Source organism: Brachybacterium sp. JB7, from assembly GCF_003335205.1.
GTDB classification, from domain to species: domain Bacteria; phylum Actinomycetota; class Actinomycetes; order Actinomycetales; family Dermabacteraceae; genus Brachybacterium; species Brachybacterium alimentarium.
In genome coordinates, this window is sequence record NZ_QPGN01000017.1 from 1 (window position 1) to 20,456 (window position 20,456).

16 protein-coding genes are annotated in these 20,456 nt (G+C 70.2%); 13 read left to right on the forward strand and 3 right to left on the reverse strand.

Features of this window, described 5'->3' with window-relative positions; all coding sequences use genetic code 11:
• The 3 genes from infB to truB all read left to right on the forward strand — a co-directional run.
• Positions 1-2,018 (forward strand): translation initiation factor IF-2 (gene infB, locus CIK81_RS14940; RefSeq protein ID WP_114355850.1); only part of this gene is annotated, 2,018 nt, incomplete at its 5' end.
• 315 nt (positions 2,019-2,333) lie between these two features.
• Positions 2,334-2,849: a 30S ribosome-binding factor RbfA gene (gene rbfA / locus CIK81_RS14945; protein WP_096164058.1), complete on the forward strand. Its 516-nt coding sequence runs from the start codon at positions 2,334-2,336 to the stop codon at positions 2,847-2,849.
• On the forward strand, positions 2,846-3,820 hold the full coding sequence (gene truB, locus CIK81_RS14950; RefSeq protein WP_114305478.1) for a tRNA pseudouridine(55) synthase TruB: 975 nt from the start codon (positions 2,846-2,848) through the stop codon (positions 3,818-3,820). The genes rbfA and truB overlap by 4 nt, the downstream gene beginning before the upstream one ends.
• A gap of 158 nt (positions 3,821-3,978) precedes the next feature.
• On the opposite strand, the gene CIK81_RS14955 is transcribed toward truB, so the two are convergent.
• Positions 3,979-5,526 (reverse strand): L,D-transpeptidase family protein, encoded by a 1,548-nt coding sequence (locus CIK81_RS14955; protein WP_096164060.1) that lies wholly within the window; start codon positions 5,524-5,526, stop codon positions 3,979-3,981.
• Between the two features lie 370 nt (positions 5,527-5,896).
• On the opposite strand from CIK81_RS14955, the gene CIK81_RS14960 reads away from it, so the two are divergent.
• The 6 genes from CIK81_RS14960 (at position 5,897) to CIK81_RS14985 (ending at position 12,749) form a co-directional block, all read left to right on the forward strand.
• Positions 5,897-6,913: a bifunctional riboflavin kinase/FAD synthetase gene (locus CIK81_RS14960; RefSeq protein ID WP_096164061.1), complete on the forward strand. Its 1,017-nt coding sequence runs from the start codon at positions 5,897-5,899 to the stop codon at positions 6,911-6,913.
• A 155-nt stretch (positions 6,914-7,068) separates the two neighbouring features.
• Positions 7,069-7,338: a 30S ribosomal protein S15 gene (gene rpsO / locus CIK81_RS14965; protein WP_096164062.1), complete on the forward strand. Its 270-nt coding sequence runs from the start codon at positions 7,069-7,071 to the stop codon at positions 7,336-7,338.
• A 212-nt stretch (positions 7,339-7,550) separates the two neighbouring features.
• Positions 7,551-9,806, forward strand: coding sequence for a polyribonucleotide nucleotidyltransferase (locus tag CIK81_RS14970; RefSeq protein WP_199586387.1), 2,256 nt, complete (start codon positions 7,551-7,553; stop codon positions 9,804-9,806).
• Positions 9,807-10,062: 256 nt separating this feature from the next.
• Positions 10,063-11,397, forward strand: coding sequence for a pitrilysin family protein (locus CIK81_RS14975; protein WP_114306919.1), 1,335 nt, complete (start codon positions 10,063-10,065; stop codon positions 11,395-11,397).
• A 127-nt stretch (positions 11,398-11,524) separates the two neighbouring features.
• Positions 11,525-12,292, forward strand: a complete 768-nt coding sequence (gene dapB / locus CIK81_RS14980; protein WP_096164065.1) for a 4-hydroxy-tetrahydrodipicolinate reductase — start codon at positions 11,525-11,527, stop codon at positions 12,290-12,292.
• Positions 12,293-12,302: 10 nt separating this feature from the next.
• Positions 12,303-12,749 carry a hypothetical protein gene (locus tag CIK81_RS14985; protein WP_096164066.1) on the forward strand — a complete coding sequence of 149 codons (447 nt, stop codon included), beginning with the start codon at positions 12,303-12,305 and terminating at the stop codon, positions 12,747-12,749.
• Between the two features lie 27 nt (positions 12,750-12,776).
• On the opposite strand, the gene CIK81_RS14990 is transcribed toward CIK81_RS14985, so the two are convergent.
• Positions 12,777-13,091, reverse strand: coding sequence for an AzlD domain-containing protein (locus tag CIK81_RS14990; protein ID WP_096164067.1), 315 nt, complete (start codon positions 13,089-13,091; stop codon positions 12,777-12,779).
• Positions 13,088-13,801 carry an AzlC family ABC transporter permease gene (locus CIK81_RS14995; RefSeq protein WP_096164068.1) on the reverse strand — a complete coding sequence of 238 codons (714 nt, stop codon included), beginning with the start codon at positions 13,799-13,801 and terminating at the stop codon, positions 13,088-13,090. Before CIK81_RS14995 ends, CIK81_RS14990 begins: the two co-directional genes overlap by 4 nt.
• Before the next feature lie 74 nt (positions 13,802-13,875).
• Here CIK81_RS14995 and CIK81_RS15000 point away from each other — a divergent pair, with 74 nt between their 5' ends.
• The 4 genes from CIK81_RS15000 to CIK81_RS15015 all read left to right on the forward strand — a co-directional run bounded on the left by CIK81_RS15000 (position 13,876) and on the right by CIK81_RS15015 (position 20,237).
• Positions 13,876-14,604 carry an HAD-IA family hydrolase gene (locus CIK81_RS15000; RefSeq protein WP_096164069.1) on the forward strand — a complete coding sequence of 243 codons (729 nt, stop codon included), beginning with the start codon at positions 13,876-13,878 and terminating at the stop codon, positions 14,602-14,604.
• 164 nt (positions 14,605-14,768) lie between these two features.
• On the forward strand, positions 14,769-17,552 hold the full coding sequence (gene asnB, locus CIK81_RS15005) for an asparagine synthase (glutamine-hydrolyzing) (protein ID WP_114306918.1): 2,784 nt from the start codon (positions 14,769-14,771) through the stop codon (positions 17,550-17,552).
• A 55-nt stretch (positions 17,553-17,607) separates the two neighbouring features.
• Positions 17,608-18,546: a 4-hydroxy-tetrahydrodipicolinate synthase gene (gene dapA / locus CIK81_RS15010; protein ID WP_114306917.1), complete on the forward strand. Its 939-nt coding sequence runs from the start codon at positions 17,608-17,610 to the stop codon at positions 18,544-18,546.
• Complete coding sequence (locus CIK81_RS15015) at positions 18,543-20,237, forward strand: ribonuclease J (protein WP_096164072.1); 1,695 nt, start codon at positions 18,543-18,545, stop codon at positions 20,235-20,237. The genes dapA and CIK81_RS15015 overlap by 4 nt, the downstream gene beginning before the upstream one ends.
• The last annotated feature ends 219 nt before the right edge of the window (positions 20,238-20,456 follow it).

A 20,456-nucleotide genomic window follows, 5' to 3' on the forward strand; every position in this document is an offset into this window, starting at 1 on the left:
GTCGTCCCGGCGGCGGTCCCGGTGGCCCCGGTGGCCGTCCGGGCGGCGGCCCCGGTGGTCCCCGTGGTCGCGGCGGTCGCGGCAGCACGCAGGGTGCCTTCGGTCGCGGTGGCAAGCCCGCCCGCTCGCGCAAGTCGAAGCGCGCGAAGCGTCAGGAATTCGAGCAGATGTCGGCACCTGCGCCGGGTGGCGTCTCCATCCCGCGCGGTGACGGGAACACGCCGATCCGTCTGCGCCGCGGCGCGTCCCTGTCGGACTTCGCCGAGCGCATCGACGTCAACCCGGCGTCGCTGATCACCGTCCTGTTCGCGATGGGCGAGATGGCCACGGCCACCCAGTCCCTCGACGAGGTCACCTTCGATCTGCTCGGCACTGAGCTGGGCTACAAGATCGAGATCGTCTCCCCGGAGGACGAGGAGCGCGAGCTGCTGGAGCAGTTCGACATCGATCTCGATGCCGAGCTCGCCGAGGAGGACGACGAGGACCGCGTCCCGCGCCCGCCGGTCGTCACGGTCATGGGCCATGTCGACCACGGCAAGACCCGCCTGCTCGACACGATCCGGAAGGCGACCGTCGGCGCCGGCGAGGCCGGCGGCATCACCCAGCACATCGGTGCCTACCAGGTGGGCGTCGAGCACGAGGGTGAGGATCGCGCGCTGACCTTCATCGATACCCCCGGTCACGAGGCGTTCACCGCCATGCGTGCCCGTGGCGCCGACGTCACCGACATCGCGATCCTCGTGGTCGCGGCCGATGACGGCGTCATGCCGCAGACCATCGAGGCGCTCAACCACGCCCAGGCGGCGAACGTGCCGATCGTGGTCGCGGTCAACAAGATCGACAAGCCGGACTCGAACCCGGAGAAGATCCGTCAGCAGCTGACCGAGTACAACCTGATCGCCGAGGAGTACGGCGGCGACACGATGTTCGTGGACGTCTCCGCTCGGGAGAACCAGAACATCGAGGCGCTGCTGGAGGCCGTCCTGCTCACTGCGGACGCCGCTCTGGAGCTCAGGGCCAACGCGGAGAAGGACGCGCGCGGTGTGTCGATCGAGGCGAACCTCGACCGCGGTCGCGGCCCGGTCGCCACGGTCCTCGTCCAGCAGGGAACCCTGCACGTCGGCGACGCGATCGTCTGCGGCACCGGCCACGGCCGAGTCCGTGCGATGGTCGACGAGAACGGCGACAACATCACCGAGGCGGGTCCGTCCCGTCCGGTGCAGGTCCTCGGTCTCACCTCGGTCCCCGGCGCCGGTGACTCGTTCCTGGTCGCTCCGGACGAGCGCACCGCTCGCCAGATCGCCGAGAAGCGCGAGGCCGCCAAGCGTGCCGCGTCGCTGTCCAAGGCGCGCAAGCGCATCAGCCTCGAGGACATCACCAAGTCGATGGCCGAGGGCAAGGTCGAGACGCTCAACCTCATCCTCAAGGGCGACGCAGCCGGTGCCGTCGAGGCGCTGGAGGAGTCGCTGCTCGGGATCGAGGTCGGCGACGGCGTGGATCTGCGGATCATCGACCGCGGCGTCGGCGCGATCACGATGAACAACATCAACCTCGCCGTGGCCTCGGACGCCATCATCATCGGCTACAACGTGAGGGCCGAGGGCCTGAACGCGGAGTACGCCGACCGCGAGGGTGTGGAGATCAAGTACTACTCGGTCATCTACAACGCCATCGACGAGGTCGAGCAGGCTCTCAAGGGCATGCTCAAGCCGGAGTACGAGGAGGTCGAGCTCGGCACGGCGGAGATCCGCGAGATCTTCCGCTCCTCCAAGTTCGGCAACATCGCTGGCTCCATCGTGCGCGGTGGCCTCATCAAGCGCGGCGGCAAGGCGCGCATCACCCGTCAGGGTGTGGTGATCACCGAGAACCTCGAGATCGCCGGCCTGCGTCGCTACAAGGATGATGTGACCGAGGTTCGTGACGGCTACGAATGCGGTATCAACCTGGGATCCTTCAACGACCTGCAGATCGGCGACGTCATCACGACGTACGAGATGCAGGAGAAGCCCCGCATCTGATGCGGAGCCGGCCGGGCGCCCCTGGGTGCCCGGCCGCCCCTGCGCAGCGGTCGCACCACCCCCGGCGTGCGCCTGGGACCTTCGGGTCCCGGGCGCACGCCGGGGGTCTCGGCCTGCGCGGGGTCGATCGCCCCGGTGTTCTCCGGGCAGCGCACGCCGCCACTGCCGGCCGCACGGGCGAGCGGGTATCGCGTCCGCCCCGTCCCGGCATACCCTCGGCCATGACATGACGAGTGCCGTGCTCGCCACCACCACAGACCATCCCCGCATCGACGAGCACTCCGCTCTCTGCACCCCTCAGGAGAATGACCGACCATGACCGACAACCCCCGCGCCCTCAAGCTCGCCGATCGCATCAAGGTGATCGTCGCGACGATGCTCGACTCCCGCGTCAAGGACCCCCGACTCGGCTTCGTGACCATCACGGACGTCCGCGTGAGCGGCGACCTGCAGCACGCGACGCTCTTCTACACCGTCTTCGGCACCGACGAGGAACGCGAAGGCACCGCCGCTGCGCTGGTCAGCGCCACCGGCATGCTCCGTCGTGAGGTGGGTCGGCAGACCGGCGTGCGCCTGACCCCGACCCTCGAGTTCATCGCCGACGCCGTTCCCGAGAACGCCCGCGTGATCGAGGACCTGCTCTCCGAGGCCCGGGGCCGTGACGCCGAGCTCGCCAAGGCGAAGGAGGGCGCTGACTACGCCGGCGAGGCGGAGCCGTACCGGGTCGCCCGCGACGAGGCCGATGCGGCCGACGAGACCCACGGGGCAGATGACCTCGAGGAGCGGGACGCGGATCCGGACGAGGGGACCGACGAGCGCGAGGACGCGTGAGCGCCCCGCACAGCAGCGCCCCGCACGGGATCCTGCTGGTCGACAAGGCGCCGGATCGGACCAGTCACGACGTCGTCGCCCGGGTGCGCTGGCTGCTGCACACCAAGAAGGTGGGCCATGCCGGCACCCTGGATCCGATGGCGACAGGGCTGCTGATCCTCGGCATCGGCCAGGGCACTCGTCTGCTCACGCACCTGGTGGGACTGGACAAGACCTATGAGGCCACGATCAGGCTGGGGCGCTCCACCGTCACGGATGACCGCGAGGGCGAGGCGATCGGGGAGCATCACGAGGCCACCGGCCTGACGGATGCGGAGATCGAGGCGCAGCTGCAGCAGCTGCGCGGAGACATCCAGCAGGTCCCCTCCACCGTCAGCGCCATCAAGGTCGACGGCCAGCGCGCCTACGCTCGCGCCCGGGCCGGGGAGGATGTCCAGCTCGCCGCCCGGCCGGTGCGGATCTCCCGCTTCGAGATCACTGCGCGCCGGGAGACCGAGGGCCATCTGGACCTCGATGCTGTCGTCACCTGCTCCTCGGGCACCTACGTGCGTGCTCTGGCCCGGGATCTGGGCGCAGCGCTCGACGTCGGCGGCCATCTCCTCGCGCTGCGCCGCACGAGCGTGGGCCCCTTCTCCGTCGACGGGGCCCTGCACGTTCCCGCGCGCGGCGAGGGCGACGACGTCGAGCTGCCCCTGCAAGGGCTGGGGGAGACCGCCGGGCGGGTGCTCCCTGTCCTCACGGTCGATGAGCAGGCGGCCCGCGAGCTGGCCGACGGCAAGCGCATCGCACGGGACCAGGACCCCTCCCCGGCATCCGCTTCAGAGGGAGAGCCGTCCGGGCCGCGACCCGCACGAGGGGCCGACGATCTGGTGGCCGCACTGGACCCCTCCGGTGCCCTGTGCGCAGTCCTGCGACCGGACGGCGCACACTGGCGCCCGGTGCTCGTCGTCCCGCTCGACGCCCGCTGCTGACACGCACGAGACCCCTCCCGGATCCTCCGGGAGGGGTCTTGTCATGCCACCGTCCGTGGCGCCTGACTCCCCGTGACAACTGGCTCGATGTCGCCGCTGGCGCGATGCCGCTGCTCACTCGATGCCTGTGCCGGTTCGGCGGCATCGGGGTGAACGCCTCAGTAGTGCGACTCCACCCGGGTGCCCATCGACGCCCAGTCGTACAGCCACTTCGCGTCGGAGACGGGCATGTTGATGCAGCCGTGCGACCCGGAGTAGCCGAAGGACGAGCGCCACGGTGCCCCATGGAAGCCATAGCCGTGGTGGAAGTACTGCACCCAGGGGACGTCCTCGTTGTAGTAGTACTTCTCGTGGCCCTCGGGGTAGTACGCCGCGTTCGTCATGTCCTGACGGTCGTAGCGCAGATAGATCTCGTAGCTGCCGGCCGGGGTCTCGTTGCCCTCCTTGCCGTCGACCATCGACCGCGGGCCCCACACCGGGGTGTCCCCGACATAGGCCGTGACGGTCTTGTTGCTGAGGTCGACGTCGATCCACTTCTCGCCCGTGGGCTTGTCCGCCGGCTTGTCCTTGTCGTCGTCCTTGGACTTGTCATCGTCCTTGGAGGCGTCGTCCTTCTCGTCCTCGGGCGCGTCGACCTTCTCGACCTCGGACTCGATCTTCTTGGTCTTGAAGGCGGCCTCGAGAGGGGTGGTGCCCTGCAGCGCGGCGATCAGCTCATCGGCCACGGCATCGGAGTTGGTGATCTCCAGGCCGTCCTTCTTCTTGCTGACGACCTTGACGACCTCGCCGTCCTCGTCGACCTGCTCGATCCCGTCCTTGGCCTCGACCGAATCGTCGGCGGCGCGGTCGGAGACCCAGGCGCGCACGGCGTCCTCGTCGACCGAGACCTCGAGGGCCTTCCCGGAATCGTCGGGGGCCACGGAGAGCCAGCTGCTGCGACGCTCCGGGGAGACCTCGTGGGTCGTGTCCTCGGCGCTGGAGATGGACATGGGCTGTTCGAGCAGCGAGGAGATGGTGCCGACGGTCTTCTCCGCCTCCTCGGTGGTGATCGCCGGGGCGATCTCCTCGAGCGGCTGTTCGACGCTGAAGTCCTCGAGCGCGGGGGCCTTCTGGGAGACGGCCTCCACGAGCGGCTGGGGGTCCACGCCCTGGCCGTTTCGGCCCGGGACGGCGTTCCAGGTCTTGGCATCCTCGTCGAAGGTGACCTTCGCGTCCACCGGCTTCTTCATCTCCTCGGGCACGAGGCCCTCGGCGAACGTGGAGACGGCGTCCTCGTCGACGTCCACGACCGGTTCGATGGGGTGCTCCCCGGACCAGGTGGAGGCGACGACGTCCGGCAGCGAGGCGTCGCGCCCGAGGGCGGCCTGCGCGGTCGCGTCGGCATCGACGCTCACGCCGAGCTCCTCGAGGGTGGCGTCGACCTGCTGGTCACCGGCGGTGACGGCGACGGTGACCCCCTTGCCCTGCTCGGCGACGAGCGTCGAGATCTCCTCGGCCGACTTGCCGGCCACGTCATGGCCGAGCACGGTGGTGCCCGGAAGGGCCTTGTCCTCGTACTGCTTGGCATAGGCGAGCGCCCCGCCGGTGAGGACCACTGCGAGCACGGCGAGGATCGACACCACGATGATGAGGGCACGTCGACGGCCGTGGCGGCCGGTGGGTCGGGACGGCCCGCCCGTCGCGGCCGATGCGGTCACATTCGTCATGGAGTGGATTCCGTTCCCAGCGGCCAACGTGTCAGCCCCCGCGTCGTGCGCGGGAGGGCACAGGGGTCCCTCCCCGGCGCCGCCTTGTCGTTCAGGGTAACGGAGGAGGGGTGCTCGGCAATATGACCTCGAGGCCGAGCTTCGTCACAGCTGGGTCACGTCCGACCGGACGGCGACGTCCGCTGCCGTCCGCTGCGCAGTGCGGTGCGGGACCGACGGGACTGAGGGGAGGCGGCCGGGCGTTACAGTGTTCCTCGGCCGTCGGTGCGTGCGCGTCGACGGACGTCCGCCGTCCCGGCTCGCCGCCGGATCGGTGTTATCGCTCGAGGGCGCCAGTGTGCGCCCGGCCCTGGAAGGACATGACCGCGCCGTGACCCGCACCCCCATCTGGCACTCCGTGCAGGACGTGCCTGCCGATCTCGGGGCGACGGCGGTCTCGATCGGGAACTACGACGGGATCCACCGCGGTCACCGCTACGTGCTCGACCAGCTGGTGAGCCATGCGGAGGCCCGCTCGCTCACGCCCGTGGCCCTGACCTTCTGGCCGCACCCCCGGCATGTGATGGGCACGCCGGGCGAGCCGCCGCTGCTGACCGGTCACGAGGACCGTGACCGTCTACTGCTGCTCGCCGGGGTGCACGGGGTGCTGGACCTCGAGTTCACGCGGGAGTTCGCTCTCTACTCGCCGGAGGACTTCGTGCGCGTCTTCCTCGTCGAGGCGCTCGGGATGAAGTGCGTGGTGCTCGGCGAGGATGCCCTGTTCGGACGGGCCAACGCCGGGACCATCGAGACGATGCGCGAGCTCGGCCGGAAGTACGACTTCGAGGTGGTGACCGTCTCGGACCTGGGGCCCGAGGGCGCCGGGACCGGCCGCATCTCGTCCTCCGCGATCCGTGCTGCTCTGCTCACCGGGGACATCGACGTCGCGACCGAGGGGCTCGGCCGCTTCCACACCGTGACCGACACGGTGCGCCACGGGTTCCAGCGCGGCCGCGAGCTGGGCTTCCCCACCGCGAACCTGGGCCCGACGCCCGCCGGGCTGATCCCGGCCGACGGCGTCTACGCCGGCTATCTCACCGTGCTCGAGCAGGACGTCGCGCACACCGGCACCGAGCCCCTGATCGGCGCCGCCGCAACCATCTCGATCGGCACGAACCCGACGTTCGAGATCGACGGCGCGCCGCGCCGCACCGTCGAGGCCTACGTCCACGGTGCCCACGATCTGGATCTGTACGGGGACACCGTGCGTCTCGAGGTCGTCGCCTTCCAGCGGCCCACGCTCAAGTTCGACTCGATCGAGGAGCTCATCGAGCAGATGGAGCGCGACGTCGAGGTGACCCGTCGCACTCTCGGGAGCGGGCAGCCCCTCGCGCCGTCACCTGCCTGATATCCTGCACAGGCCGTGAATTCGGCCGCGGAGAGCCAGTCCGCCCCACCTGCAGCACCTGTCCTCGGACGAGCGCGGCATCGGCGGGTCGCGGCTCGCCCAGAGAGCCCGGGACACCAGGTCCCGGAGCGCCGCGCAACGACCACAGGAGAACCATGGCCTTCGACACCGCCACCAAGCAGGAGATCATCAAGGAATACGCGACCGCCGAGGGTGACACCGGTTCGCCCGAGGTCCAGGCCGCGCTCCTCACGCACCGCATCAAGTACCTGACCGAGCACCTGAAGACCCACAAGCACGATCACCACTCGCGCCGCGGTCTCATGCTCCTGGTCGGCCAGCGCAAGCGCCTGCTGAAGTACCTGGCAGCCAGCGACATCACGCGTTACCGAGACCTGATCCAGCGCCTCGGCATCCGCCGCTGATCCTGTCCGCCGCTCGCCCCTCACGGGCGGGCGGCGGTTTCATCTGCCCGCCCGTGCGGGCGCCCCAGAATCCCGCCCCGACCAGGTTCGGTCCTCGGCAGTGACCTGCGGTCCCTCGGCATCCGGCTCCTCGGAGTCCGCCACGGACCGCGCGTGACTGGCGAGAGCCGCACCGGCAGGGCAACCCCCTACCCAAGGAGATGCACATGGCCATGGAAGGCCCTGAAATCACCGCGACCACCGCAGTCATCGACAACGGCTCCTTCGGCCGTCGCGAGGTCCGCTTCGAGACCGGTCGTCTCGCCCAGCAGGCCGCCGGCGCCGTCGCCGTCTACCTCGACGACGACACGATGGTGCTGTCCGCCACCGCGGTCTCGAACCGCCCCAAGGATCACTTCGACTTCTTCCCGCTCACGATCGACGTCGAGGAGCGGATGTACGCCGCGGGCCGCATCCCGGGCTCGTTCTTCCGTCGTGAGGGCCGTCCCGGCACCGACGCGATCCTCGCCGCCCGCCTCACCGACCGTCCGCTGCGCCCTGCGTTCGTCAAGGGCCTGCGCAACGAGGTCCAGGTCGTCCTGACCGTCATGTCCAGCGGTCCCGATGACGCGTACGACGTCGTCGGCATCAACGGCGCCTCGGCCTCCACCCAGATCTCCGGGCTGCCCTTCTCGGGTCCGATCGGCGCCGTGCGCATCGCGCTCATGCCGACCGCCCAGGGCGGCCAGTGGGTCGCCTTCCCCACCTTCTCGCAGCTCGACGAGGCCGTCTTCTCGATGGTCGTCGCCGGTCGCATGGTCGAGGACGAGCAGGGGAACCAGGACGTCGCGATCATGATGGTCGAGGCAGAGGCCACCGACAACGCCTGGACGCTCATCACCGAGCAGGGCGCCATCGCTCCCACCGAGTCCGTCGTGGCCGAGGGTCTGGAGGCCGCCAAGGTCTTCATCCGCAGCCTGTGCGTGGCCCAGCAGGAGCTGGCGGCCACCGCCGCCAAGCCGGTGCGCGAGTTCCCGCTGTTCCTGGACTTCCAGGACGACGCCTACGACATCGTCGAGACCGCCGCCGCCGAGCGTCTCGCGGAGGTCATGTCCATCGCCGCGAAGACCGAGCGCGAGGAGCGCACCGAGCAGCTGCTCGGTGAGCTGACCGAGGAGCTCGCCGGTGAGGGCGCTCAGCTCGAAGGCCGCGAGAAGGAGGTCACCGGTGCCTTCCGTGCACTGACCAAGCAGGTCGTGCGCAAGAAGGTGCTGACCGACGGCGTCCGCATCGACGGCCGTGGGCTGCGTGACATCCGTGCGCTCTCCGCCGAGGTCGAGGTGCTCCCGCGGGTGCACGGCTCGGCGCTGTTCCAGCGCGGCGAGACCCAGATCATGGGTGTCACCACGCTGAACATGCTCAAGATGGAGCAGCAGATCGATTCGCTGTCGCCCGTGCACCACAAGCGCTACGTGCACCACTACAACTTCCCGCCGTACTCCACCGGCGAGACCGGGCGGGTCGGCTCCCCGAAGCGCCGCGAGGTCGGCCACGGCATGCTCGCCGAGCGCGCGCTGGTGCCGGTCCTGCCCAGCCGCGAGGAGTTCCCCTACGCGATCCGTCAGGTGTCCGAGGCCCTCGGGTCCAACGGCTCCACCTCGATGGGCTCGGTGTGCGCCTCGACCCTGGCACTGCTCAACGCCGGTGTGCCGCTGCGCGCCCCGGTCGCCGGCATCGCCATGGGCCTGATCTCCGACACCGTGGACGGCGAGACCCGCTACGCGGCTCTGACCGACATCCTCGGTGCCGAGGACGCCTTCGGCGACATGGACTTCAAGGTCGCCGGGACCAGAGAGTTCATCACCGCGATCCAGCTCGACACCAAGCTCGACGGCCTCCCGGCCTCGGTGCTCGGCGGCGCGCTCTCGCAGGCCAAGGAGGCTCGCCTGGCGATCCTCGGCGTGCTGCACGAGGCGATCGACGCCCCGGACGAGATGAGCCCGTACGCCCCGCGCGTCATCGCGGTCACCGTCCCCGTCGACAAGATCGGTGCGGTCATCGGCCCGAAGGGGCAGATGATCAACCAGATCCAGGACGACACGGGCGCAGACATCACGATCGAGGACGACGGCACCGTCTACATCGGCGCCACCGACGGCCCCTCGGCCGAGGCTGCTCGTTCCGCAGTCAACGCGATCGCCAACCCGCAGGTCCCCGAGGTCGGCGAGCGCTACCTCGGCACCGTGGTGCGCGTGGTGGACTTCGGCGCGTTCGTCTCGCTCACCCCGGGCAAGGACGGCCTGCTCCACGTCACCCAGCTGCGCAAGCTGAACGACGGCAAGCGGGTCGAGAACGTCGAGGACGTGGCCAAGGTCGGTCAGAAGATCGAGGTGGAGATCCGTGAGGTCGACGCCCGCGGGAAGATCTCCCTGGCTGTGACCGTGGATGACGAGAGCGGCTCCGACGAGGGATCCTCCGAGGACAAGTGATCCTCTCGGCGGCCTGAGGCCGCCGCAGCAGGAAGGGCAGGCACTCCCGAGTGCCTGCCCTTCCCGCGTCCGGTCCCTTCCTGATCCTGCGTCCGGGTCCTTCCTGACCCGGCCGCCCGACCTCTGCTGGCCGCGCCTCTGTCCATGGCCGGCTCCGCGGCGGGTCGGGCCGACGGGGGAGTGACGTTGGCGGCACCCCCGGTGCGGTGACGGGTGCCACGGCGTCCCGGCACCCCCGGCGTGGAACAATCGAGCGATGCCTTCCGATCTCGCTTTCGACGATCCGTCCTCCGATGTGATGCTCGACCCGGCCACCGGCGTGCGGCGCAGCATTCTTCCCGGGGGCGTGCGGCTGCTGACCCAGACCGACCGCAGCGTGCGCAGCGCCGCCATCGGCCTGTGGCTGCCCGTCGGCTCCCGGGACGAGGCCCCCGAGCACGCCGGTTCCACCCACGTGCTCGAGCACTTGATGTTCAAGGGGACCTCTCGACGCTCGGCGATGGACATCGCCACGGCCTTCGACGAGGTGGGAGGGGACTCCAACGCCATCACCGCCAAGGAGCACACCCTCTACTACGGCCGGGTGCGCTCGGCCGATGTGCCGATGGCGGTCGACGTTCTCACGGACATGATCACCGGCAGCCTGCTCGAGCAGGACGCCCTGGCCACCGAGCGCGAGGTCATCCTCGAGGAGCTCGCCATGGCCGAGGACGACCCGAACGACGTCGGTTATGAGACGTTCCTGGCCGATGTGCTGGGGCCGGACACCCCGATCGGTCGCCCCGTCGGCGGTACCGCGCAGAGCGTGAACTCCCTCAGCATCGAGGACGTCCGCGCGCACTGGGCCGAGCATTACCGGCCCGACAACCTCGTGATCACCGCGGTCGGGGACCTCGACCACGACGGACTGGCCGAGCTGATACGAGCCGGACTGCGCCGAGGCGGATGGACGCTCGAAGACGGCCGGGTCCCCGCCCGTCGGCCCCGTGGCGTCGACCTCTCCACGTCGGCGGTGCCCGCCGTGCCGGACGTCACCCGGATCGCGCCCCATCGACTCTCGCGCACCACCGAGCAGAACCACATCTACCTCGGGGGCCACGGGCTCACCGCCCTCAGCGAGGATCGCCACGCCCTGTCCGTCCTGATGTCTGTGCTGGGCGGGGGCATGTCCTCGCGTCTCTTCCAGAACATCCGCGAGCAGCGTGGCCTGGCCTACTCCGTGTACTCCTTCAGCGGCGGTTATCGCGACGCCGGGCTGTTCGGCATGTACGCCGCCTGCCGCCCGGGCCGGACCTCCCAGGTGGTCGAGCTGCTCGCCGCCGAGCTCGCACGAATGGGGGAGCGGGGCATCGACGAGGAGGAGCTGTCCCGCGCGAAGGGACAGATCACCGGCTCCTTCGCGCTCGGACTGGAGGACACCAGCAGCAGGATGGGTCGCCTCGGTACGATCGAGCTGGTCCACGGCACGTACACGAGCGTCGACGAGACCCTGGAGAAGATCGGCCGGGTCGGTCCCGACGACGTCCGCGATCTCGCCGCGCGCCTGGCCGGATCCTTCACCACCCGGGTCGAGGTCGGCCCCGACTACTGAGGCCGGCGGGAGCGGGAGGAGAGAACGACGCGGCTCCCGACGAGCCGAGTCCGGACGCCGTCGCCTCCGGCCCTCTCGACCTCCATCCCGTCCCAGCCCGCACCACCCCACGATCGAGGAGCACCCCATGACAGCTGCTGAACAGTCCCCCCTGCGCGTCGCCGTGATCGGAGCCGCCGGACGCATGGGCGCCGAAGCCTGCCGCGCCGTCGAGGCGGCCCCTGACCTCGAGCTGGTGGCGGAGCTCGGCCGCGGAGACGCCCTGGACCTCATCACAGAGGCAGGAGCGCAGGTCGCCGTGGACCTCACCGTCCCCTCTGTCACCGCCGAGAACGTGCGCTGGCTGGTCGAGCACGGCATCCACGCCGTGGTGGGGACCACCGGGTGGACGGAGGAGGGCCTGGACGCCCTGCGCGAGCAGTTGGCGGGAGCGGACGGCGTGGGCGTGCTGATCGCCCCGAACTTCGCGATCGGAGCCGTGCTGGCGATGCGCTTCGCCGAAACCGCCGCACGCTACTACGAGAGCGCCGAGATCATCGAGATGCATCACCCCAACAAGGTCGACGCCCCCTCGGGCACAGCCCGCCACACCGCCGCCGCGATCGCGCGCGGCCGGGCGGCCGGCGGGCTCGGACCGGTCCCGGACGCGACCGAGAAGGATCCCGAGGGCGCGCGCGGCGCGATCGTCGACGGGGTCCATGTGCACGCGGTGCGTCAGCGCGGGCTGGTCGCCCACGAGGTGGTCCAGTTCGGCGGGCCGGGGGAGCAGTTCCAGATCCGCCACGACTCCTTCGACCGTGCCAGCTTCATGCCCGGCGTGCTCCTGGGCGTCCGTGCCGTCTCCTCCCATCCAGGCCTGACGGTGGGCCTGGACGGCTACCTCGAGCTCGACTGAGCGGCCCGCCGTGCGTCAGAAGCTCTTCGTCGCCCTGCTGGTGCTGATCACCGCGGCGTACTGCTGGGGCCTGGGCTGGATCGCCTGGGGCTTCGTGCGCGCCGGGAGCGCGGTGGGCTACGGCCTCGCGGTCGGCGTCGTGATCCTGCTGGCGCTGACCGTCTGGGTGACCTGGCGCGAGGTGCTGTTCGGCGCCGCCGCCGGGGACCTCGCGCGGCGCTACGCGCCTCCCGCCGACGCGATCCAGGACGATCCTCGCGCCGAGTTCGAGGCCGCCCGGGCCGCGCTGCAGGACGACGACGCCCGGCAGGGGACGGGATCCCCCGGGCACGCCGAGTCCCGCGACTGGGCCGGCTGGTTCCGGCTCGCCCTGGCGTACGACGCGCTGCGGGATCGGAAGAACGCCCGGATGGCGACGCGTCGTGCGATCGACGCCCGGCGGGCGGCGCGACGCTGAGCAGTCCCTCAGGACGCTGAGCAGTCCTCAGGCCCAGCCGAGGGCTCGCAGGACGGCCGCGGCGGCCGCCGCGCCGATCACGACCACCAGGAACGGGGCCCGGGCCAGCAGCAGCGCCACGGCCACCCCGAGCGCCGCGAGCCGTGCGTCCAGCACGATCTCCGTGCCGCTGGTCGCGGTCTGCGTCGCGACCAGCGCTCCGAGCAGGGCGATCGGCAGCAGCGTCGTGGTCCGGGAGATCCGTGGACGGTCGAGCGCGTCGGGCGGCGCCTGGTAGCCGAGCCACTTCTGCCCGAAGGAGAGCACCGATGCGGCGATCACCGCGATCCACAGCATGCTCATCGTCGGCCCCTCCTCGGCAGCACCCCGACGACGACGGCGACCAGCGCGGCCGCGAGCACGGGCAGCCCGGCGGGAAGCACCGGGGTGGTCAGCAGGGCGACGAAGGCGGCCGCGACCGCGATCGCCACCGCATCCCGGCTGCGCAGGCGCGGCCACAGCAGAGCCAGGAAAGCGGCTGCGGCGGCGGCATCGAGACCCCACGCCGCAGGGTCGGCCACGAACTGGCCGGCGAGGGCGCCGACCAGGGAGAACAGGTTCCAGAACACGAACACCCAGACCCCGGCCGCCCAGAACCCGGCGCGCTTCTCCGCCTCGTCCCGTCCGCCGGCTGCGAGCGCCGCCGATTCGTCGATCGTGAGGTGAGCGCGCAGCACGCTGCGCCATCCGGTGCGGGGGAGGGACGGTGCGAGGATCAGTCCGTACAGCGTGTTGCGCACGCCGAGGAGGGCCGCCGCGAGGGCCGCACCGAGGGCGGACCCGCCCCCGCCGACGACCCCGATGAACGCGAACTGGCTCCCTCCGGTGAACATCACCGCGGAGAGGACCATCGCCTGCCACACGTCCAGTCCGGAGGCCGTCGCCAGGGCGCCGAAGGAGATGCCGTACAGGCCGGTCGCGACGCCGATGGCGAAGCCCGTGCGACGGATCGTGCGCACCCCGTCCGGGATGCTCCCGCCCGCGTGGCCGAGGTTCGGGGAAACGCTGGTCATGATGGTTCCCACTGTACGGTCACCAGGGAGGACGCGGCTTCCACGTCCGTCCTGCGATGTGAGAACGTAAGGGCATGACGGCCATTCCGGACTCCCCTGACGCGTCCGCGCCCACCGACGCCCTCCCACTGCGCACGACCACCCTCCTGCTCGACATGGACGGGACCCTCATCGACTCCGGCCCGGCGGTCGAACGCGCCTGGAACACGCTGCTGCGCGAGCTCGGCACGGATCTCACGTTCGGCGCGGCACAGCACGGCCGGCCTGCTCGCCAGGTCCTCGCCGAGCTGATGCCCGAGCTCGATGAGGAGCAGCTGGCGCGGGCGCACGACCGGATCGAAGCCCTCGAGATCGCGGACGTCGACGCGATCCTCACCCTCCCGGGCACCGAGCGCCTGCTGCGGGAGCTCGACGCCGCCGCCGAGCAGCTCAACCGTCCCACCTGGACCATCGTCACCTCCTGCACCGCTGGGCTGTTCGAGGCCCGATGGGCCACCACGGGGCTCCCGGCGCCCGCGCAGAGGGTCACGGCCGATCAGGTCACCCACGGGAAGCCCGATCCCGAGCCGTACCTGCTGGGCGCCGAGCGTCTTGGTGTCGCTCCCGAGCGGACGATCGTCATCGAGGACTCGGTGGGCGGTCTGCACTCCGGGGCCGCAGCCGGGGCCCGCACCATCGCGGTGACCAGCACCACTCCCGCCGCCGATCTCGCTCCGCTCGCGGATGCCCTGGTCACATCCCTGGATGACCTGGAGATCACTGTCGACGGCGAGGATCTGGTCCTCTCCCGCCGAGGTAGCTGAACCTCACGCCGCGCCTGTCGATCAGCGCCTGATCGCGTTGATAAGCTCGGGCGGCCGATCCCGTGCCGCGCGATCTCACGGGTGCCCAGAGGCTCCGGTGCCCGCGTCGACCAGACGCGTCTCCACCGTGGATCGCAGCCGTCCCCCTCGAAAGGACTCGTCCCATGTGCGGAATCTCCGGCAGCTACGGATTCGGCGCTGACACCGAGGGCATCGCCCGCCGGATGAACAGTGCCCTGGCCCATCGGGGCCCGGACGGTGAAGGGATCTTCGTCGACGGGGAGACCGGTCTCGCCCATCGTCGCCTGGCGATCATCGACGTCGCCGGCGGCGCACAGCCGATGACGAGCGCCGACGGCCGCTACACGATCGTGTACAACGGCGAGACCTACAACTACCTCGAGCTGCGCGACGAGCTCGAGGCCCTCGGCCACACCTTCCGCACCGACTCGGATACCGAGGTGCTGCTCGAAGCGCACGCCGAGTGGGGGACCGCCGCCTACGACCGGTTCAACGGCATGTTCGCCTTCGCGATCCACGATGCGCAGACCGGGACCGTCACCATCGCCCGCGACCACTTCGGCATCAAGCCCCTGTACTACTGGATCGATGAGCACGAAGACGCTGACGCTGAGGCAGTGGGCCCCAAGGTGCTCTTCGGCTCCGAGATCCGCTCGCTGCTGGCGGCAGGCCAGTTCGAGGCCGCGCCGGACGACCGCGCCGTCTACCGCTATCTGAAGTTCCGCGTCCAGGACGACGACTCCCAGACCTTCTTCCGCGGCGTGCGGCGGCTCATGGCCGGTGAGATCCTCGAGATCCGCCCCGACGGCACACGGGTCGCCCCCTTCACCCGCCTGCAGGAGGAGCTGCGCGAGATCGCCGCGCGCCCCAGCCGCCCCTACAGCGAGGAGGTCGTGGACGAGTACCGCGAGCGCTTCCACGAGTCGATCCGGATGCGCCTGCAGTCCGAGGTCCCCGTGGGCACCTCGCTCTCCGGCGGCTTGGACTCCTCCGCGGTCGCCGCCGTGATCGCGCGTCAGCTGCGCGAGCAGCCGCAGGACGAGAGCTTCAGCGCCGTCGGCAGCCGCCAGAACACCTTCTCGGCCGTCTTCCCGAACTCCTCGAACGACGAGGAGGCGTACGTCGACAAGCTGCTCGACGACAACGCCGGCCAGATCACCGCCCACAAGATCCACCCTCAGCCGGAGGCGTTCCTCGAGGACCTGCGCGATTTCGTGCGCACCCAGGAGGAGCCGATCATCTCCACCGGTCCGTACGCCCAGTACGCGGTGATGCGCGAGGCCAGCCAGCACGTCACCGTGCTGCTGGACGGCCAGGGCGCCGACGAGATGATGGCCGGGTACAACCCGTACTTCTACGTCTACCTGCGCCAGCTGCGTCGGCAGAAGCGGTTCAAGGATCTCGCCAGCGAGGTCGTGGGCTCGCGCGACATCCTGCGCAAGCTCGCGAAGTCGAAGTACTCCGGTCGCACGTCGGTGCCGATCGAGGCGCTCCTGAACTCCGGTTTCGTGGCCGAGCACAGCTCCGAGAAGGTCTCCTCCGTCCAGGACGACCTCAAGGAGCGCCTGCTGGAGGACACCTTCCGCCACTCCCTGCCCTCGCTGCTGCGCTACGAGGACAAGAACACGATGCGCTTCAGCATCGAGGGTCGCGTGCCGTTCGTGGACAAGGAGCTGCTGAAGTTCCTGTTCTCGCTGGACGAATCCGCGATCATCCATGACGGCTGGAACAAGCGGATCCTGCGCGAGTCGATGGACGGGATCCTGCCCGACATGATCTCCAAGCGTCGCAACAAGATCGGCTTCACCACCCCCGAGGGCGAATGGTTCCGCACGATCGCCCCGCACCTCATGGAGATCTTCACCTCGGAGTCCTTCGCGAGCCGCCCCTACTTCGACGCCCCCAGCGTCGTGGCGCTGTTCGAGGACTACATCGAGAACCCCGGCAACCACGGCACGATGATGTTCTGGCGCCTGCTGAACGTCGAGCTGTGGATGCGCACCTTCTTCGACGACGCCGAGAACTCCTCGCGGGCGCTGAGCGATGACGCGGCCGCGCAGGAGCAGGCGGCGCTGAGCGCACCGGTGGCCCAGGTCGCCGGCACCGACGCCGACACGAGTTCCGCGAGCGATGTCGTCGAGCCCAAGAGCGACTATGTCGCCAATCCCGGCAAGGAGCTCGACCTGGTCTCCGAGGCCGACGGCCGCACCTGGCGCCGCCTGCCGCTGCAGACCGAGCTGGTCTCCCGTGAGGACGACATCGTCTCCCTGGTCCGCGAACGCGTCGAGCGCTTCGCCGCGTCCCTGCCCGAAGGCACCGTGCCCGTCGGTGCGCAGTGGTACTTCGTGATCAGCGAGAAGATCATCGCGATCACGCAGGGCCGGTCCTGGTTCACCTGGGAGATCAGGCCCCGCCGGTCCGCGAAGGTGCTCAGCCGCTTCGTCACCCGCACCCCGGCCGGCATCGGTCTGGGCGATCCGACCACGATGGAGCTCGCCATCCAGGAGGTCGGCCTCCCGCGCGTGGTCGCCGCCTCGGCGGCCGGTGCGGCCGGCAAGGTGATCGGCAAGCGGGGCCTGTTCTACGAGGTCGTGGGGGCGAACGTGCGCGCGATCGACGGTCCGACGCCGTACTCGGCGTTCCCCTCGAACGTCTCCGCGAAGCTGCCCCCGAAGGACCCGGACGCGGTCTCCGCGAAGATCTCCGCGGCGATCCGCGGGGCGGACATCCCGGCAGCGCTGCGCGATGCCTTCGTGGGCACTGTCGTGATGGATGCGAACGACATCGGTCGCAACGTCCTGGGATCGGACGTCGCCACGGAGAACGCTCGGCTCGAGGCGACGTTCGCGGACAATCCCCTCGGCCAGGGCCGCCAGCGCACGCCGCTCGCGATCCTCGTCGATCTCGGACCCGCGACACGGCGCTGAGCCGGCCGGAGCCTGCATTAGGCTCCAGGGATCAGGACAGTTCCGGGAGGAGACCATGACCAGCACCGACCTGCGCCCCGCGCGGCCCTTCGGCGCGGTGGGGACCGCTGTGGTCACCCCGTTGACCGAGGACGGCCACGGAGTGGACCTCGACGCCGCCCAGCAGCTCGCCGTGCACGTGAGCGAGCACGGCAACGACCTCATCGTGGTCTCCGGCACCACGGGCGAGGCCCCTACGCTCACGGACGTGGAGAAGATCGAGCTCTCCCGGGCCGTACGCGATGCCGTCGGCCCCGAGGTGCGGGTGGTCGCCGGCGTGGGCACCTACGACACCGCGCATTCGATCGATCTCGCCCGGGCCCATGCGGATCTGGGCCTGGACGGGCTGCTGGTCGTCACCCCGTACTACTCCAAGCCCAGCCAGGCCGGGGTGATCGCTCACACCACCGCGATCGCCGACTCCACCGACCTGCCGGTGATGCTCTACGACATCCCGAGCCGGACGGGCACCGCATTGTCCTACGAGACGCTGCTGCGGCTCGGTGAGCACGACCGGATCCTCGCGGTGAAGGATGCCAAGGGCGACCTGCAGCAGGCCAGCCGGATCATGGCCGAGACGGGCCTGGCGTACTACTCCGGCGAGGACGCCCTGAACCTCCCGTGGCTCACGATCGGCGCCGCCGGCCTCGTCTCCGTGGTCGGTCAGGTCGCCGGCGAGCTCGAGCGTCTCATGCTCGATGCTGTGGACCGTTCCGATCTCGCCGGTGCGCTCGACGCCCACCGTCGCCTCGTCCCGCTGGTCGACGCGATCATGGCCAAGATGCCCGGCGCCGTGGCGGCGAAGGCCGCCCTGGCCCTGCAGGGCGTGCTGCCGCACGCCGCGATGCGCGGGCCGCATGTCCCGGCGGACACCGACCAGCTGCGTGCGCTCGCGGACGCGATCGACGCGGCCGACGGCATTCCCTCGTGCGACCCCACCCGCGCCTCGGTATGACCACCGGGTTCTTCCAGGCGTCCGGCCCGGCCCCGGAGCCGGCCCGCGGCACGCTGAGGATCACCCCGCTGGGCGGTCTCGGCGACGTCGGGCGGAACATGACCGTGTTCGAGATCGACGGGCGCCTGCTGATCGTCGACTGCGGGGTGCTGTTCCCCGAGGACGCCCAGCCCGGCGTGGACCTGATCCTGCCGGACTTCGACGCGATCCGTGACCGGCTCGACGACATCGAGGCGATCGTGCTCACGCACGGCCACGAGGACCACATCGGTGGCGTGCCCTACCTGCTGCGGATGAAGAACGACATCCCGCTGGTCGGCAGCACGCTGACCCTCGCCTTCCTCACGGCGAAGCTCAGGGAGCACCGGATCACGCCGACCACGATCGCGGTGGAGGAGGGCCGTAAGGAGAGCTTCGGCCCCTTCGACTGCGAGTTCGTCGCGGTCAACCACTCGATCCCGGACGCCCTGGCGGTGCACCTCTCCACCGAGGCCGGCACGGTGCTGCACACCGGCGACTTCAAGATGGACCAGCTGCCCCTGGACGGACGCATCACGGATCTGCGCGCCTTCGCCCGCCTCGGGGAGGCCGGGGTGGACCTGTTCATGACGGACTCGACCAACGCCGAGGTGCCCGGCTTCACGGTCGGTGAGCAGGAGATCGGCCCCACGCTGGAGGCGATCTTCGCCCGGGCGACGCAGAAGATCGTGGTCGCCTCGTTCTCCAGCCACGTCCACCGCGTGCAGCAGGTGCTCGACGCGGCCGCGGCGCACGGCCGCAAGGTGGCCTTCGTCGGCCGTTCGATGGTCCGCAACATGGGCATCGCCTCGGAGCTGGGATATCTCCGCGTGCCCGAGCGCACCCTGATCGACGCGAAGGCGATCACCACGATCCCCGATGAGCAGGTCGTGCTCATGTGCACGGGCAGCCAGGGCGAGCCGATGGCCGCACTGGGACGGATCGCCCAGGGCGACCATCGCGTCAGCGTGGGCCCCGGCGACGTCGTCATCCTCGCCTCGTCCCTCATCCCCGGCAACGAGAACGCGGTGTTCAGCGTGGTCAACGGCCTCATGGCGCTCGGCGCGGAGGTGGTCCACAAGGGGACGGCCAAGGTCCACACCTCGGGCCACGCGAGCGCTGGTGAGCTGCTGTACTGCTACAACATCGTGCGACCGAAGAACGTCATGCCGATCCACGGCGAGGTGCGCCATCTCCTGGCCAACGGCCGTCTCGCCGAGGCCACCGGTGTCCCGCGCGAGCGAGTCGTCCTGGCCCAGGACGGCCATGTGGTCGATCTCCGGGACGGCGTCGCGCAGGTGGTCGGAGAGGTCCCCACCAGCTACGTGTATGTCGACGGCTTGAGCGTCGGAGAGATCTCCGAGGCGGACCTCAAGGATCGTCGCATCCTCGGTGACGAGGGCTTCATCTCGCTGTTCGCCGTGGTCGACACGGCCACCGGCGCGCTCCTCGCGGGCCCGGAGATCCGCGCCCGCGGTGTGGCGGAGGACGCCGCCGTGTTCGAGAAGGTCCGGCCCGAGATCATCAAAGCCCTCGAGGAAGCGGTCGCCGACCCCGCGAACCGCCGCGATGCCCATCAGCTGCAGCAGGTCATGCGACGCGTGATCGGACGCTATGTCTCCCAGCGCCTGCGCCGTCGGCCGATGATCGTCCCGCTCGTGCTCGAGGCCTGACCCGTTCCACGAGCCCGCCTCGGGGCGTGAGATGGATCCGGTACGACGGGCCCGGGCGCTCCGCCTCCCGGGCCGCAGTGGCACCGGGCGGTACCCTATGACCCATGGCGACACGTACGTCTTCCCCCGCACGTGCGTCGAAAGGCTCGTCCCGGAGCTCGGCTGCAGGTACGTCCCGCACGGCCGGCGCCGCGGCGAACGACCCCTCGACGCTCCCTC

Excerpts from the sequence above, each read along its gene's own strand:
- dapB (WP_096164065.1), top strand. The coding sequence starts at position 11,525 with ATGACAGCTGCTGAACAGTCCCCCCTGCGCGTCGCCGTGATCGGAGCC.
- rpsO (WP_096164062.1), top strand. The coding sequence starts at position 7,069 with ATGGCCTTCGACACCGCCACCAAGCAGGAGATCATCAAGGAATACGCG.
- CIK81_RS14975 (WP_114306919.1), top strand. The coding sequence starts at position 10,063 with ATGCCTTCCGATCTCGCTTTCGACGATCCGTCCTCCGATGTGATGCTC.
- CIK81_RS14990 (WP_096164067.1), bottom strand. The coding sequence starts at position 13,091 with ATGAGCATGCTGTGGATCGCGGTGATCGCCGCATCGGTGCTCTCCTTC.
- dapA (WP_114306917.1), top strand. The coding sequence starts at position 17,608 with ATGACCAGCACCGACCTGCGCCCCGCGCGGCCCTTCGGCGCGGTGGGG.
- CIK81_RS14995 (WP_096164068.1), bottom strand. The coding sequence starts at position 13,801 with ATGACCAGCGTTTCCCCGAACCTCGGCCACGCGGGCGGGAGCATCCCG.
- CIK81_RS14970 (WP_199586387.1), top strand. The coding sequence starts at position 7,551 with ATGGAAGGCCCTGAAATCACCGCGACCACCGCAGTCATCGACAACGGC.
- CIK81_RS15000 (WP_096164069.1), top strand. The coding sequence starts at position 13,876 with ATGACGGCCATTCCGGACTCCCCTGACGCGTCCGCGCCCACCGACGCC.
- CIK81_RS14955 (WP_096164060.1), bottom strand. The coding sequence starts at position 5,526 with ATGACGAATGTGACCGCATCGGCCGCGACGGGCGGGCCGTCCCGACCC.
- asnB (WP_114306918.1), top strand. The coding sequence starts at position 14,769 with ATGTGCGGAATCTCCGGCAGCTACGGATTCGGCGCTGACACCGAGGGC.
- CIK81_RS15015 (WP_096164072.1), top strand. The coding sequence starts at position 18,543 with ATGACCACCGGGTTCTTCCAGGCGTCCGGCCCGGCCCCGGAGCCGGCC.
- rbfA (WP_096164058.1), top strand. The coding sequence starts at position 2,334 with ATGACCGACAACCCCCGCGCCCTCAAGCTCGCCGATCGCATCAAGGTG.